The organism is Pseudomonas sp. NBRC 111119 (assembly GCF_001320125.1).
Taxonomy (GTDB): domain Bacteria; phylum Pseudomonadota; class Gammaproteobacteria; order Pseudomonadales; family Pseudomonadaceae; genus Aquipseudomonas; species Aquipseudomonas parafulva.
The window spans coordinates 68,319-81,944 of sequence record NZ_BCAV01000063.1 but is presented as its reverse complement, the minus strand read 5'-3'; the positions used below and the strand labels follow the sequence as shown (position 1 = coordinate 81,944).

12 protein-coding genes and 1 pseudogene are annotated in these 13,626 nt (G+C 63.3%); 7 read left to right on the top strand and 6 right to left on the bottom strand.

The features are described 5' to 3' along the window. Positions 1-335 precede the first annotated feature (335 nt). Genes hemA through murI form a run of 5 tightly spaced genes read left to right on the top strand, consistent with a single transcriptional unit; the run spans position 336 to position 5,061 of the window. Positions 336-1,613, top strand: a complete 1,278-nt coding sequence (gene hemA, locus APH25_RS21550; protein ID WP_028631686.1) for a glutamyl-tRNA reductase — start codon at positions 336-338, stop codon at positions 1,611-1,613. After that, positions 1,610-2,692, top strand: a complete 1,083-nt coding sequence (gene prfA, locus APH25_RS21545; protein WP_028631685.1) for a peptide chain release factor 1 — start codon at positions 1,610-1,612, stop codon at positions 2,690-2,692. The genes hemA and prfA overlap by 4 nt, the downstream gene beginning before the upstream one ends. After that, the gene (gene prmC, locus APH25_RS21540) at positions 2,692-3,522 is read left to right on the top strand and encodes a peptide chain release factor N(5)-glutamine methyltransferase (protein ID WP_060483312.1); all 831 of its coding nucleotides are present in this window, start codon (positions 2,692-2,694) and stop codon (positions 3,520-3,522) included. Before prfA ends, prmC begins: the two co-directional genes overlap by 1 nt. Then, entirely contained in the window at positions 3,516-4,271 is a 756-nt protein-coding gene (locus APH25_RS21535; protein ID WP_060483311.1) for a molybdopterin-synthase adenylyltransferase MoeB, read from the top strand. Before prmC ends, APH25_RS21535 begins: the two co-directional genes overlap by 7 nt. Continuing rightward, complete coding sequence (gene murI, locus APH25_RS21530; RefSeq protein WP_060483310.1) at positions 4,264-5,061, top strand: glutamate racemase; 798 nt, start codon at positions 4,264-4,266, stop codon at positions 5,059-5,061. The genes APH25_RS21535 and murI overlap by 8 nt, the downstream gene beginning before the upstream one ends. Positions 5,062-5,098: 37 nt before the next feature. Here murI and APH25_RS21525 read toward each other — a convergent pair whose 3' ends face one another. The 5 genes and pseudogenes from APH25_RS21525 to APH25_RS21505 form a co-directional block, all read right to left on the bottom strand. Continuing rightward, the gene (locus tag APH25_RS21525) at positions 5,099-5,785 is read right to left on the bottom strand and encodes an SDR family oxidoreductase (protein WP_028631681.1); all 687 of its coding nucleotides are present in this window, start codon (positions 5,783-5,785) and stop codon (positions 5,099-5,101) included. A 23-nt stretch (positions 5,786-5,808) separates the two neighbouring features. Next, on the bottom strand, positions 5,809-7,227 hold the full coding sequence (gene phrB / locus APH25_RS21520) for a deoxyribodipyrimidine photo-lyase (protein WP_060483309.1): 1,419 nt from the start codon (positions 7,225-7,227) through the stop codon (positions 5,809-5,811). Beyond that, a pseudogene (locus APH25_RS21515) lies at positions 7,218-8,118 on the bottom strand (MerR family transcriptional regulator). Before APH25_RS21515 ends, phrB begins: the two are co-directional and overlap by 10 nt. Continuing rightward, a complete protein-coding gene (locus APH25_RS21510; protein WP_060483308.1) occupies positions 8,108-9,076 on the bottom strand; it encodes a DUF523 and DUF1722 domain-containing protein in 969 nt (322 codons plus the stop codon). Before APH25_RS21510 ends, APH25_RS21515 begins: the two are co-directional and overlap by 11 nt. 98 nt (positions 9,077-9,174) lie before the next feature. Beyond that, positions 9,175-10,161 carry an NAD(P)/FAD-dependent oxidoreductase gene (locus APH25_RS21505; RefSeq protein ID WP_060483307.1) on the bottom strand — a complete coding sequence of 329 codons (987 nt, stop codon included), beginning with the start codon at positions 10,159-10,161 and terminating at the stop codon, positions 9,175-9,177. A gap of 186 nt (positions 10,162-10,347) precedes the next feature. Here APH25_RS21505 and APH25_RS21500 point away from each other — a divergent pair, with 186 nt between their 5' ends. Continuing rightward, positions 10,348-11,253: a TIGR01777 family oxidoreductase gene (locus APH25_RS21500; protein WP_060483306.1), complete on the top strand. Its 906-nt coding sequence runs from the start codon at positions 10,348-10,350 to the stop codon at positions 11,251-11,253. 13 nt (positions 11,254-11,266) lie between these two features. Continuing rightward, positions 11,267-12,283 carry a ferrochelatase gene (hemH, locus tag APH25_RS21495; RefSeq protein ID WP_060483305.1) on the top strand — a complete coding sequence of 339 codons (1,017 nt, stop codon included), beginning with the start codon at positions 11,267-11,269 and terminating at the stop codon, positions 12,281-12,283. A gap of 66 nt (positions 12,284-12,349) precedes the next feature. Here hemH and APH25_RS21490 read toward each other — a convergent pair whose 3' ends face one another. Continuing rightward, a complete protein-coding gene (locus tag APH25_RS21490; protein WP_028631675.1) occupies positions 12,350-13,624 on the bottom strand; it encodes a uracil-xanthine permease family protein in 1,275 nt (424 codons plus the stop codon). Positions 13,625-13,626 lie beyond the last annotated feature (2 nt).

The following is a 13,626-nucleotide window of genomic DNA, read 5'->3' as shown; positions in this document are numbered from 1 at the left end:
CGAAGATCAAGATCAAGATCAAAAGCCAGATCAAAAGCCCAGTCAAAAGCGAGAGTAATAACAGGCGCTAAATTAGGTTTTGCCTGATTAAAAGGCAATGCGTTGGCTAGTGTGGGGAGGTGGACGGTGTGTGGCGCAAGTGGGGGAAGATATTGGAATTATTTAGCGTGCTTTGTGAATGAACGTTAATATTTTATTGCGTATTTTATGAATAACGTTAATCGCCGCTTACATACTATCGGCCGTCGTCCGGTTGAAGTTTCCAGCGTCAAGCTTGTCCTGCAACCGCCGAAGGAGGACAATTACCGGCTTCTCGTCACAACCAGCGATTTTGCATGGCCTTTCTCGCACTTGGTATCAACCATAAGACTGCCTCGGTAGACGTACGCGAGCGCGTGGCGTTTACCCCTGAGCAGTTGGTAGACGCCCTGCAGCAGCTCTGCCGCCTCACCTCAAGCCGTGAAGCGGCGATCCTGTCCACCTGCAACCGCAGCGAGCTTTACCTGGCGCAGGATCAGCTGTCCGCCGAGGACGTGCTGCTGTGGCTGGCCGACTATCACCGCCTCAGCCTGGACGAACTGCGTGCCAGCGCCTACGTGCACGAAGAGCATGACGCCGTGAAGCACATGATGCGCGTGGCCTCCGGCCTTGACTCGCTGGTGCTTGGCGAGCCGCAGATTCTCGGCCAGATGAAATCCGCGTATGCCGTGGCCCGCGAGGCCGGTACCGTCGGGCCGTTGCTCGGGCGCCTGTTCCAGGCCACCTTCAGCGCTGCCAAGCAGGTGCGTACCGACACGGCCATTGGCGAAAACCCCGTGTCGGTGGCCTTTGCCGCAGTCAGTCTGGCCAAACAGATCTTCAGCGACCTGGCACGCAGCCAGGCCCTGCTCATCGGGGCTGGCGAAACCATCACCCTGGTCGCCCGCCACCTTCACGAGCAAGGTGTACGCCGCATTGTCGTGGCCAACCGTACCCTGGAACGCGCCAGTATCCTGGCCGAGCAGTTCGGTGCCCACGCTGTGCTGCTGGCTGACATCCCCCAGGAACTCGCCAACAGCGACATCGTCATCAGCTCCACCGCCAGCCAGTTGCCGATCCTGGGCAAGGGGGCGGTGGAGAGTGCCTTGAAGCAACGCCGCCACAAGCCCATCTTCATGGTCGACATCGCCGTCCCCCGCGATATCGAAACCGAAGTGGGCGAGCTGGATGACGTGTACCTCTACACCGTCGACGACCTGCACGATGTGGTTGCCGAAAACCTCAAGAGCCGCCAGGGCGCCGCTCAGGCCGCCGAAGAGCTGGTTGCCGTGGGTGCTGAAGACTTCATGGCGCGCCTGCGTGAACTGGCCGCGGTGGATGTGCTGCGGGCCTACCGCCAGCAAAGCGAGCGCCTGCGCGACGAAGAACTGCAAAAAGCCCAGCGCCTGCTGGCCAATGGCGGCAACCCCGAAGAGGTGTTGGCCCAGTTGGCCCGGGGGCTTACCAACAAACTGCTGCATGCACCCAGCGTGCACATGAAAAGGCTCTCGGCCGAAGGCCGCCTTGAAGCGCTGGCCATGGCCCAGGAACTGTTTGCCCTCAACGAGGGCTCCACGGACAAATCCCCGCAATGAAAGCGTCGCTGCTGAACAAACTGGACATTCTCCAGGACCGCTTCGAAGAACTCACCGCACTGCTCGGTGATGCCGAAGTTATCTCCGACCAGACTCGCTTTCGTGCCTATTCCCGCGAATACGCCGAAGTTGAGCCGGTGTACGCCGCCTACAGGGAGTGGCGCAAGGTGCAGGCTGACCTTGAGGGCGCCCAGGCGCTGCTCAAGGACAGTGACCCGGACATGCGTGAAATGGCCGTGGAAGAAGTCCGCGAAGCCAAGGAACAACTGGTGGTGCTGGAGTCCCAGCTGCAGCGCATGCTGTTGCCCAAGGACCCCAACGACGGGCGCAACGTGTTCCTCGAGATCCGCGCCGGTACCGGGGGCGACGAGGCGGCGATTTTCTCTGGCGACCTGTTCCGCATGTACTCGCGGTATGCCGAAAAGCGCGGCTGGCGGCTGGAAATCCTCTCCGAGAATGAGGGCGAGCATGGCGGCTACAAGGAAATCATCGCCCGCGTCGAGGGCGAGAATGTGTACGGCAAGCTCAAGTTCGAGTCCGGCGCGCACCGTGTTCAGCGTGTGCCGGAGACCGAGTCCCAGGGCCGTATCCATACCTCGGCCTGCACCGTGGCGGTACTGCCTGAGCCCGACGAACAGGCTGCCATCGAGATCAACCCTGCCGACCTGCGCGTAGACACTTACCGCGCCTCCGGCGCGGGCGGGCAGCACGTCAACAAAACCGACTCGGCCATCCGTATTACCCACTTGCCTACCGGCATCGTGGTCGAGTGCCAGGAAGAGCGCTCGCAGCACAAGAACCGCGCCCGCGCCATGTCCTGGCTGTCGGCCAAGCTCAATGACATGCAAACCAGCGCCGCACAGAACGCCATTGCCAGCGAGCGCAAGCTGCTGGTGGGGTCCGGTGACCGCTCCGAGCGTATCCGCACCTACAATTATCCACAGGGCCGGGTGACCGACCACCGTATCAACCTCACGCTGTACTCGCTGGACGATGTGCTGGCAGGCGGTGTCGAGGCCGTGATTGAACCGCTGTTGGCCGAATACCAGGCCGATCAACTGGCCGCCCTGGGGGACTGATGACCATCATCGCCAGCCTGCTGCGCAACGCGCAGTTGCCCGAGTCGCCCACCGAGCGCCTGGATGCCGAGCTGTTGTTGGCTGCAGCCATCGGCAAGTCGCGCAGCTACCTGCACACCTGGCCCGAACGCATTGTCAGCAGCGAGGCCGCGCAGACCTACGCCGGTTACCTGCAACGCCGCCGTGGCGGCGAGCCGGTTGCCTATATTCTTGGCCAGCAGGGCTTCTGGAAGATTGACCTGGAAGTGGCACCGCACACGCTGATCCCGCGGCCAGACACCGAACTGCTGGTGGAAACGGCGCTTGAGGTGCAGCCCGCGCTGCCGGCCCGGGTGCTTGACCTGGGTACCGGCACCGGTGCCATCGCCCTGGCCCTGGCCAGCGAGCGCCCGGCCTGGCAGGTGACGGCGGTCGACCGGGTACCCGAGGCCGCAGCGCTGGCCGAGCGCAACCGCCAGCGCCTTGGCCTGGCCAATGCCCGCGTGCAGTTGAGCCACTGGTTCGACAGCCTCGGCGACCAGCGCTTTGACCTGATCGTCAGCAACCCACCCTACATTCGCGCTGCAGACCCGCACCTGGGCGCCGGCGATGTGCGGTTCGAGCCCAGCAGTGCACTGGTGGCCGGCGCCGATGGCCTGGATGACCTGCGCATCATCGCCGCCCAGGCCCCGGCTTACCTGGCCCCCGGTGGCTGGCTGTTGCTGGAGCACGGTTATGATCAGGCCGCGGCGGTTCGCGCGCTGCTGGCCAGTCACGGTTTTGCTGATGTAGACAGCCGCACCGACCTTGGCGGCCATGAGCGCATCACCCTGGGGCGTCTGCCATGCTGAGCGACCAGGAGCTGCTGCGCTACAGCCGCCAGGTACTGCTGTCGCAGATCGATATCGAGGGCCAGTTGCGCCTCAAGCAGAGCAAGGCGTTGATCGTCGGCCTGGGGGGGCTGGGGTCTCCTGTGGCCCTGTATCTGGCGGCGGCAGGGGTTGGGGAGCTGCACCTGGCGGACTTCGACACTGTCGACCTGACCAACCTGCAACGCCAGGTGATCCACGACAGCGCCAGCGTTGGCATGACCAAGGTCGACTCGGCCATGCAACGCTTGCAGGCGATCAACCCCGAAATCACCCTGGTTGCCCACCGGCAAGCGCTGGATGATACGTCGTTGGCCGCCGCGGTGGCGGCGGTAGACCTGGTGCTGGACTGCTCGGACAACTTCGCTACCCGCGAGGCGGTGAATGCCGCCTGCGTTGCCGGCAGCAAGCCGCTGGTCAGTGGGGCGGCCATTCGTCTTGAGGGGCAACTGTCGGTTTTCGACCCTCGCCGTGACTACAGCCCGTGCTACCACTGCCTGTATGGGCAGGGTAGCGAAGCTGAGCTGACCTGCAGCGAAGCTGGCGTGATCGGCCCGCTTGTAGGGCTGGTGGGCAGCCTGCAGGCGCTCGAGGCCATGAAGCTGCTGGCTGGCTTTGGTGAACCCCTGGTGGGCAGGCTGTTGCTGATCGATGCGCTGGGTACCCGTATTCGCGAGCTGCGGGTCAAGCGCGACCCGGCCTGCCCGGTCTGCGGCAAGCGCGATGGCTGAGCGCTCGGCGCCCATCGGCGTCATGGACTCGGGCGTGGGTGGCCTGTCAGTGCTGGCCGAGATCCGTCGCCTGCTGCCCAACGAAACGCTGTGGTATGTGGCCGACTGTGGCCATGTGCCCTATGGCGAGAAATCCCCCGATTACATCCGCAACCGCTGCCGTCGTATCGCAGGGTTCTTCCACGAGCAGGGCGCCAAGGCCATGGTGCTGGCCTGCAACACGGCTACCGTCGCGGCAGTTGCCGACCTTCGCGCGCATTACCCCGGTTGGCCATTGGTGGGCATGGAGCCAGCGGTAAAGCCCGCTGCAGCGGCGACTCGCTCTGGGGTAGTCGGGGTGTTGGCCACAACCGGTACGCTGCAGAGTGCCAAATTTGCTGCCTTGCTCGATCGCTTTGCCAGCGACGTCCGCGTCATCACCCAGCCGTGCCCGGGGCTGGTCGAGTTGATTGAAACCGGAGACCTGGCAAGCCATGCATTGCGTGAACGGCTGCAGGGTTACGTTGAGCCATTGCTGGGCGCCGGTTGCGATACGCTGATATTGGGCTGCACCCACTACCCGTTCCTGCGCCCGTTGCTGGCGCAACTGGTGCCTGCTCACGTGGCAATCATCGACACCGGCGCTGCGGTGGCGCGTCAACTGCACAGGCTTCTGGAAAGTGCAGACCTGCTGGCTACCGGGCCAGCACGCGATACGCAGCTGTGGACCAGTGGCGACCCGGCTGCGCTCCTGGGCGTGCTGCCGGTGTTGTGGGGGCAGCCGGGTAGCGTTGAACGGTTTGGGTTGTAGAAGGTAAGCGCGGCAAACGCTGCAATGCGGTTGCTTGTCACTTGCCTGGCATCGGCCAGAGGCTGGCCGGGTGCAGCACCTCGAGCACAAGCTCGGGGAGGCGCTCGGGCAACCGTTTGAGCAGTTCCTGCGCCGCAGTCTCAGCCGTCCACGCCTCAGGTATGACGGGTGCAGCCGTGACCTGGGAATCGACTGCAAGCGGCGCTACCACCGTTACATCAATCCCTTGTGCCTGAAGCGCTACGCGCTGTTCACGCACCCATTGCACCGTGTTGTTCCAGCCGGCGGCGACTTGTGTAGGTGCGTACATCTGCAATGCCGTGTATCGGCTGAATACGGCCATTACCTGAGGCGCGCTACCGCGCTCCAGCAAAGGCACCGCCGCAGCCAGGCTCAGCTGCGTGGCCAGGTGGTTGGACTCGATAAGGTGCTCGAACAGCGCATCACGGGCTATGTCACCGGCCAGGTAATCACTGGTGCCGGCATTGATAATCAGGCAGTCAAGTGCCCCCCAGGCCTGCTCGAGCAACTGCCCGGCTTCAGCCGCTTCCGGGGCCCCCTGCAACAGCCCTGGAAGCTGTAGAAACCGGTCATGATGAAGGGGAGCGGCACCGGGGCAATCGCTGGCGGCAACGCGGTGCCCTTGCAGCAGCAGGTGCTCTACCAGCGCCATTCCTAGCCCGTTTGATGCTCCTGTAACCCAGAAACTACGTGAGTTAGACAAGATCGATGCCCTCTATACGACTGCTAGCGCGGGAGAGCTTTGAACGCCTCCAGTGCTCGCTGGCGACTGCTACGGAGATCTACAAGTGGACGTGGATACAGACTAGCACTGATTTTGGCAGCAGAACCGCTAGGGTCATGAATACTTTTGTCATCAAGGTCCCGCAGTTCAGGCACCCACTCACGAATGAAACGCCCTTGGGGATCGAACCGCTGCGATTGCGAGACGGGGTTGAAGATGCGGAAGTAGGGCACTGAATCGGTACCGGTCGAGGCACTCCACTGCCAGCCACCATTGTTGGCCGCCAGGTCGCCGTCGATGAGGTGGCGCATGAAGTGCCGTTCGCCAAGGCGCCAGTCGATCAGCAAATTCTTGCTGAGAAACATGGCAGTGACCATGCGCAGCCGGTTGTGCATCCACCCGGTTTCCAGCAACTGGCGCATGGCCGCATCGATGATCGGGAAACCCGTGCGGCCTTCTTCCCAGGCCTTCAGCTCTTTCGGGGCGTTGCGCCAGGGCAATGCCTCGGTGTGGGAGCGGAATGCACGGTGGCGCGACACCTGTGGGTAACCGGTCAGGATGTGTTTGTAGAACTCGCGCCAGATCAGCTCGTTGATCCAGGTTTGCACACCTGGGTTGCCACTGTCGAACTCGCCATGGTTGCTGGCCAAGGCGCCGTGCAGGCATTGGCGGGGTGAAATCACGCCAGCTGCCAGGTAGGCCGAAAGGCGGCTGGTACCAGGCTTGGCCGGCAGGTCACGCAAGTGTTCATAATCCACGATGGTTTCGTCAGCGAACCGTGACAACCGTTCCTGTGCTTCGCTTTCCCCGGCGGGCCAAAGGTCTCGCAGGGACTTGGCCGCCTTATCGAAGCCGTCTACATGCTGCGGGATGGGGTCGCTGCTGATCGACAGGGCCGCCTGGCGTTTCACCCGTGGCGCCAGTGACGGGAGCCCACGGTGCAGGTGCTCCAGGCAGTTCTTCTTGAATTGGCTGAACACCTGAAAGTAGTCGCCGCTTCGCGTCAGTACGGTGCCCGGGCGGAACAACAACTGGTCCAGGTGGCTGTGGGCCTGAATATCGGAACGCTCCAGCAAGGCCCTGGTTGCGTCATCGCGGCGCTGCTCGTGGATGCCGTATTCCTCGTTCCAGTGCACGCTTTGCACGTGGTGCTTGCGACATACCTGCAGTACGGCGTCCGGTGCCTGGTCCCAGGTGTCGACCTTGCGAATCAACAACGGAATATTCAACGCTTCGAGCGACTGGCGCAGCTCACGCAGGTTGCGCAGCCAGAAGTCGACCTTGCACGGGGCGTCGTCGTGGGCCAGCCATTGTTCGGGGCTGACAAGCCAGAGGGCGAGGGTAGGGCCGCGCTCACTGGCGGCGCTGAGTGCGGTGTTGTCATCGGTGCGCAGGTCGCTGCGTAGCCAGGTCAGGTGCATGGGCTAACGAATTCTCCGGGCTGGCGGCTATGGGTTCTGAAGCAGTCGCAAGGCAGCTTGCGGGGTGTCGAACAGGGCAAGGTTGGGTAAGTCGAGGTGGCTCAGTTGCGCTTGATGCAATGCCACCAGGCTACCGCCGGCGAGCGTCGGCACACCCAGCCCATGCAGCGAACGCTGCAGGGCCCTGGCATCGATGCGGGGCCCCAGATGCAGTAATACGGCACGTGGGTGCAGCGTCGCCACTGCGCTTTGCAACTGCGCGCCGGCCAGCGCCTGTTCGAGCACTTCCACGGCAAACCCATTGCTGGTAAGCAGCCAGGCGCATAACCACAGCTCGGGGTTGAATGCACGATCGCTGTCTTCGGCCAGCAGCACCGCCGGGCCTTGCAGTAACTGATTGTCATGGTAGACGCGCGCGCCCAGCTTGCTGCGCAACCAGGTATGGAAGAACGCCTGTTCCAGGCGTGCGTTGAAATAGGTGCGCCAGCGAAGCTCCAGGTGGTTCAGCAAGGGGAGCAGCAGCTGTTCGCACAGGGTCACGGCCGGGTACAGTGCCATCGCCTGGTTGAGCTGATGGTCAAGGGTGCGCTGGGACAGGTTGGCAATGGCCTCCAGCATCTGCACCTGCCTGGCTTGCCAGTCGCTCTGGGGCGGCGTACCCAGCGGTTTGTCGAGCAGCTCGCCCACCTGGCTGACCGACGCGCCGCGCTGTAGCCAGGCCAGGATCGATTCGACGCGCTCGACCTGTTCCACCGGGTACAAGCGATGCCCCTTTGGCGTACGTTGGGGCTTGAGCAGCCCGTAGCGGCGTTCCCAGGCACGCAAGGTAACCGGGTTGACGCCAGTGCGGCGGGCCAGCTCACCGATAGGCAACAGTACTTCAGACCGCATTGCGCAGCCCCAGGCTTTCAGGGTGGGGCTGCAGGTACGCCTGCTGCTGCAGATACGGGTCGGGGTGGTTACGCAAGTGGTGCTTGAGCAGGGTCAGCGGCACGACCAGGGGTACGACCCCTTGCTGGTATTGGCCGATCAGTTCCTGTAGCTCGCTTTTGTCCGAAGGCGTAAGGGCATCCTTGAAGTAACCGCTCAGGTGCTGCAGCACGTTACTGTGCGTGCCGCGGCTGGCGCAGCGACGCAATGCCTGCATCAGCTCGGAGAAATACTGCGGGCCCACCACCAGCGGATCATCGTCCTTGCTCAGAGTGCCCAGCATGCGCCCCAGGGTTCGGTAGGCCTGGGGGTTATTGGCCATCAACAGGTACTTGTAGCGCGAATGGAAATTGACCAGCGCCCCGCGGTTCAGGCCTTCGGCCAGTACCCGCTGCCAGTCGGCGTAGGCATACACACGGCTGATGAAGTTTTCACGCAGCACGGGGTCATGCAGGCGGCCTTCTTCTTCCACGGGCAGGTCAGGCCGGCGTTCGCAAAATGCCTGAGCATAGGCACCGCGCCCGCTGTGGAAGGCGGGGTGGCCGTTGTCCTGGTACACCTTTACCCGCTCCAGGCCACACGAGGGCGACTTCTGCATGAAGATATAGCCGCAGATGTCGTCAAGCTCGTTGGCCATCTGCTCGCCGTAGGTGCGCAGGGGGCCGGTGAGGTCCATGCCAGGGTTGCGCGTGCCCACCACTTCAGGGTGATCCGGGTTACCGACCAGGCGGATCGGGTCCCTGGGCACACCCAGGCCGATGGCAACCTCGGGGCATACCGGGGTCCATTCGAAATGCTCTTCCAACTGAGCACGGCACAGGTCGGAGGCCTTGTGGCCACCGTTATAGCGAACGCTGTGCCCGGTCAGGCAGGCGCTGATGGCAATGCGTGGCTTGTGGTGGGTTGCAGGGTCGTGCATGGCTGCCTCCGTTAAACCTGTACGTAAATTTAACCTTGTACAAGTTTATTCCAGCACATCGCTGGCTTCATTGAAACCAGTATTTTGTATATACGCCTTCACTCCAGGTGCTCGAGCAGGCGTCTTGCAGCCTCCTGGCCACTGAGCCAGGCGCCCTCCACGCGCCCCGACAGGCACCAGTCACCGCAGGCGTACAAGCCTTGGTCGGCGTCGGCCAGGGCCCCCCATTCATGGTTGCCACCCGGGCGTGCATACAACCAGCGGTGTGCGAGGGCGAACGTCGGGGCGGGCACCACACAGCCTACCAGCTCGGCGAATTCGCCCCACAGCTGCTCTACCACCTCGTCCTTGGCCAGGTCGATATGTTGCCGGCTCCACGTGGAGGTGGCATGCAGCACCCAGGTGTCCAGCTGCTCGTCACGGCCGGGTTTGCTGCGGTTGCGGGCCAGCCAGTCGAGCGGGTTGTCCTGCACGAAGCACCCTTGCATAGGCGTCTCCAGGGCTGCCTGGAAACCAAGCGCAACGGCCCAGGTGGGCTCCATCTGCACGCCTGCCGCGACGGCGGCGAGCTTGGGCGTGGCCGCCAGCAAAGGCGTTGCCTGGGGGGCCGGCACCGCGATGATCACGCGGCTGTAGGGCCCATGGCTGCACCCTTCGGTGTCCTGCAGGTGCCAATACTGCTTGCCGCGAAACACCTCGGCGATGCGGCAACTGAAATTCACCGTCATGTCTGTCAACAGGCCGCGAGTGATGGCACTCATGCGCGGTACGCCCACCCAGCGGGTCTGCTCATCGGGCGAGGGCGTCAGTTGGCCATCGCGGTAGTTGTACAGTTGGGGTTTCCACTGGGCGGCCCAGCCGGCCGCCACCCACTGCTGCACCTGTTCGACGAAGCGACGGTCGCGGGCGGTGAAGTACTGCGCGCCCAGATCAAGGGCGCCAGCCTCGCTGCGTTTGCTGGCCATGCGTCCGCCACTGCCGTGCCCCTTGTCGAACAGGTGCACGGTCTGCCCGGCCTTGTGTAGCGCCTGAGCGGCGGACAGGCCGGCGATACCGGCCCCGATGATGGCAATAGGTACAGTCATGATGGCCTCTCAAACCTTGCTATGAGCAGACTACGCTGTCAGGCAAACCTGTACAATCCAGAAAATCTGTATAAGGTTATTCCGCTTCCACGGAAAGGTTGGCCTATGTTTATCGGAGAGCGTCGGGTCCAAAAAGTGCCTTGATGTTAAAAATAGACCACCGCCATATTCTGCGAGGACACAGCCATGCACATATTGCTGACGGGCGGCACCGGATTGATTGGGCGGCATCTGTGCCGTCACTGGCTTGCGCAGGGCCATCGGCTGACGGTATGGAGCCGCCGCCCGGACCAGGTGCCTGCGCTGTGCGGCAAGGGGGTACGGGGTATCGCTCGGCTGGAGCAGTTACCCGCCGATGAACCGCTGGACGCCGTGGTCAACCTTGCCGGTGCGCCCATCGCTGATCGGCCCTGGACAGCGTCCCGGCGCAGCGTGCTGTGGGCCAGCCGTATCACCCTGACCGAACAGTTGCTGGCGTGGCTGGGTAGCCGTGAACAACGGCCGCAGGTATTGATTTCCGGTTCCGCGGTGGGTTGGTATGGCGATGGCGGCGAACGTGAGCTGACCGAGGAATACCCGCCAGTACGGGAAGACTTTGCCAGCCAGCTGTGCATTGCCTGGGAAGAAGCCGCCCAACGTTCCCAGGCCCAGGGTATTCGTGTGGTACTGGTGCGCACCGGGCTGGTGCTGGCCAGCGATGGCGGGTTCCTGTCACGTCTGCGCTTGCCGTTCAAGCTGGGCCTAGGTGGCCCGTTGGGTAACGGCAGACAGTGGATGCCGTGGATCCATATAGACGACCAGGTCGCCCTGATTGATTTTCTGTTGCAGCATGGCGAAGCCAGCGGTCCTTATAATGCCTGCGCCCCTGAGCCGGTGCGCAACCGTGACTTTGCCCGGGCGCTGGGCAAGGCGTTGCACCGCCCCGCGGTGCTGCCGGTACCTGCACTGTTGCTCAAGGCTGGGCTAGGTGAAATGTCCAGCCTGCTGCTGGGCGGCCAGCGGGCACGCCCGGCGCGCTTGCTGGCTGCAGGCTTCAGCTTTCGCTTCGACGATCTGCAATCGGCGCTGGGCAACCTGTCCAGCCGCCTCTGACTAAGGATGTTGCATGACTGATCACGCCCTGTTGCTGGTCAACCTGGGTTCACCGGCCTCCACCTCGGTAGCCGACGTGCGCCGCTACCTGAACCAGTTTCTGATGGACCCGTATGTGGTCGACCTGCCCTGGCCTATCCGCCGTCTGCTGGTATCGCTGATCCTGATCAAGCGGCCCGAGCAGTCTGCCCATGCCTACGCCTCTATCTGGTGGGATGAAGGCTCGCCACTGGTGGAGCTGACCCGCCGCTTGCAGGCGGCGATGGTCGAGCACTGGCCCCACGGCCCGGTAGAGATTGCCATGCGCTATGGCCAGCCGGCCCTGCCAGACGTGCTGGAACGGCTGGCGGCGCAAGGCGTGCGCAAGGTGACCCTGGCGCCGCTGTATCCACAGTTCGCCGACAGCACCGTCACTACGGTGGTTGAGCTTGCCAAGGACACCATCACCGAGCGCCACCTGCCCCTGCAGATGCGCGTGCTGCAGCCGTTCTATGATAAGCCGGACTACATCGATGCGCTGGTGGCCAGCGCACGGCCGTATCTGCAGCAGGACTACGACCACGTGCTGCTCAGCTTCCATGGCCTGCCAGAGCGGCACCTGAAAAAACGCTACCCCAAGGGCACCCGGCATGACTTGCGGGCAGCTGACTGTTGCGAGGGGGCCAGTGCTGAGGTGCAGGCGGTGTGCTATCGCGGCCAGTGCCTGGCTACTGCCAAAGCCTTTGCGCGCAAGATGGGCATACCCGATGGCAAGTGGTCGGTGTCGTTCCAGTCGCGGTTGGGCCGGGACAAATGGATTGAACCGTACACGGAAACGCGCCTGGACGAACTGGCCAAGGCCGGGGTGAAAAAGCTGCTGGTGATGTGCCCGGCCTTCGTCGCCGACTGCATCGAGACGCTGGAGGAAATCGGCATCCGTGGCAGCGAGCAGTTCATCGAGGCAGGCGGGCGTGAACTGGTGCTGGTGCCCTGCATGAACGACCACCCGGAGTGGGCGAGGGTGCTGGCAGACCTGTGTGACAAGGCCTGACAGTCGGGGTATGGCAGGCCCTGTTGCCGCTGAGCGCGCCGCAGGGCCTGTGGGTTTAGTGTTGCCTCAAGGCAACTGGTCATCCAGTTTCTTGTGCTTCCAGGCGTCGTTGCCCGGCAGGATCAGGTTCAGTGCAATAGCCACGATGGCGCACAGGGCGATGCCCTTCAGGCCCCAGTCATCCGGCCCGTCACCCGTGCCCACCAGCACGCCGCCGATACCGAACACCAGCGTCACCGAAACGATCACCAGGTTGCGCGCCTCGGCCAGGTCGACCTTGTGGCGGATCATGGTGTTCAAACCCACGGCAGCAATGGAGCCGAACAGCAGGCACAGAATGCCCCCCATCACAGGGATCGGGATGCTTTGCAGCAGGGCGCCGAACTTGCCGATGAAGGCCAGGGTGATAGCGAACAGCGCAGCCCAGGTCATGATCTTCGGGTTGTAGTTCTTGGTCAGCATCACCGCGCCAGTCACCTCGGCGTAGGTGGTGTTGGGCGGCCCGCCAAACAGGCCGGCTGCTGTGGTGGCCAGGCCGTCACCGAGCAGCGTGCGGTGCAGCCCGGGCGTTTTCAGGTAGTCACGGCCGGTCACGCTGCCCACCGCGATAACCCCACCAATGTGTTCGATTGCCGGCGCCAGGGCGACCGGGACGATGAACAGGATGGCCTGCCAGTTGAACGCCGGGGCGGTGAAGTTGGGGAGCTCCAGCCAGGGTGCAGCGGCGATCTTGGCGGTATCGACCACGCCAAAGGCAAACGACAGGGCAAACCCCACCAGCACACCCGCAATGATCGGCACCAGGCGGAAGATGCCTTTGCCGAATACCGCCACGATCAGGGTGGTGAGCAACGCTGGCATGGAGATAAGCATGGCGGTTTTATAAGGCAGCAGTACGCTGCCATCGCCAGCCTTGCCCATCGCCATGTTGGCCGCGATCGGTGCCATGGCCAGGCCGATGGAGATGATCACCGGGCCGATCACCACGGGCGGTAGCGTGCGGTCAATGAAGCCGGTGCCTTTGATTTTTACCATCAGCCCCATGAAGGTGTATACGAAACCCGCGGCCATCACGCCGCCCATGGTTTCGGCCAGGCCAAACTGGCCTTTGGCGAGGATGATGGGGGTGATGAAGGCAAAGCTCGAGGCCAGGAACACAGGTACCTGGCGGCCGGTGACCAGCTGGAACAGCAGCGTGCCGATGCCAGCGGTGAACAGTGCGACGTTCGGGTCCAGGCCGGTGATCAAGGGCATCAGCACCAGCGCGCCGAATGCCACGAAGAGCATCTGCGCGCCCGAAACGACCTGGCGCCAGAGCGGGTCGTTGAAGCCGTCCTGCATGG

Coding starts and splice junctions, on each gene's coding strand:
- APH25_RS21505 (WP_060483307.1), bottom strand. CDS start 10,161: ATGACTGTACCTATTGCCATCATCGGGGCCGGTATCGCCGGCCTGTCC.
- phrB (WP_060483309.1), bottom strand. CDS start 7,227: ATGCACCTGACCTGGCTACGCAGCGACCTGCGCACCGATGACAACACC.
- murI (WP_060483310.1), top strand. CDS start 4,264: ATGGCTGAGCGCTCGGCGCCCATCGGCGTCATGGACTCGGGCGTGGGT.
- APH25_RS21510 (WP_060483308.1), bottom strand. CDS start 9,076: ATGCACGACCCTGCAACCCACCACAAGCCACGCATTGCCATCAGCGCC.
- hemA (WP_028631686.1), top strand. CDS start 336: ATGGCCTTTCTCGCACTTGGTATCAACCATAAGACTGCCTCGGTAGAC.
- prfA (WP_028631685.1), top strand. CDS start 1,610: ATGAAAGCGTCGCTGCTGAACAAACTGGACATTCTCCAGGACCGCTTC.
- APH25_RS21500 (WP_060483306.1), top strand. CDS start 10,348: ATGCACATATTGCTGACGGGCGGCACCGGATTGATTGGGCGGCATCTG.
- hemH (WP_060483305.1), top strand. CDS start 11,267: ATGACTGATCACGCCCTGTTGCTGGTCAACCTGGGTTCACCGGCCTCC.
- APH25_RS21535 (WP_060483311.1), top strand. CDS start 3,516: ATGCTGAGCGACCAGGAGCTGCTGCGCTACAGCCGCCAGGTACTGCTG.
- prmC (WP_060483312.1), top strand. CDS start 2,692: ATGACCATCATCGCCAGCCTGCTGCGCAACGCGCAGTTGCCCGAGTCG.
- APH25_RS21490 (WP_028631675.1), bottom strand. CDS start 13,624: ATGCAGGACGGCTTCAACGACCCGCTCTGGCGCCAGGTCGTTTCGGGC.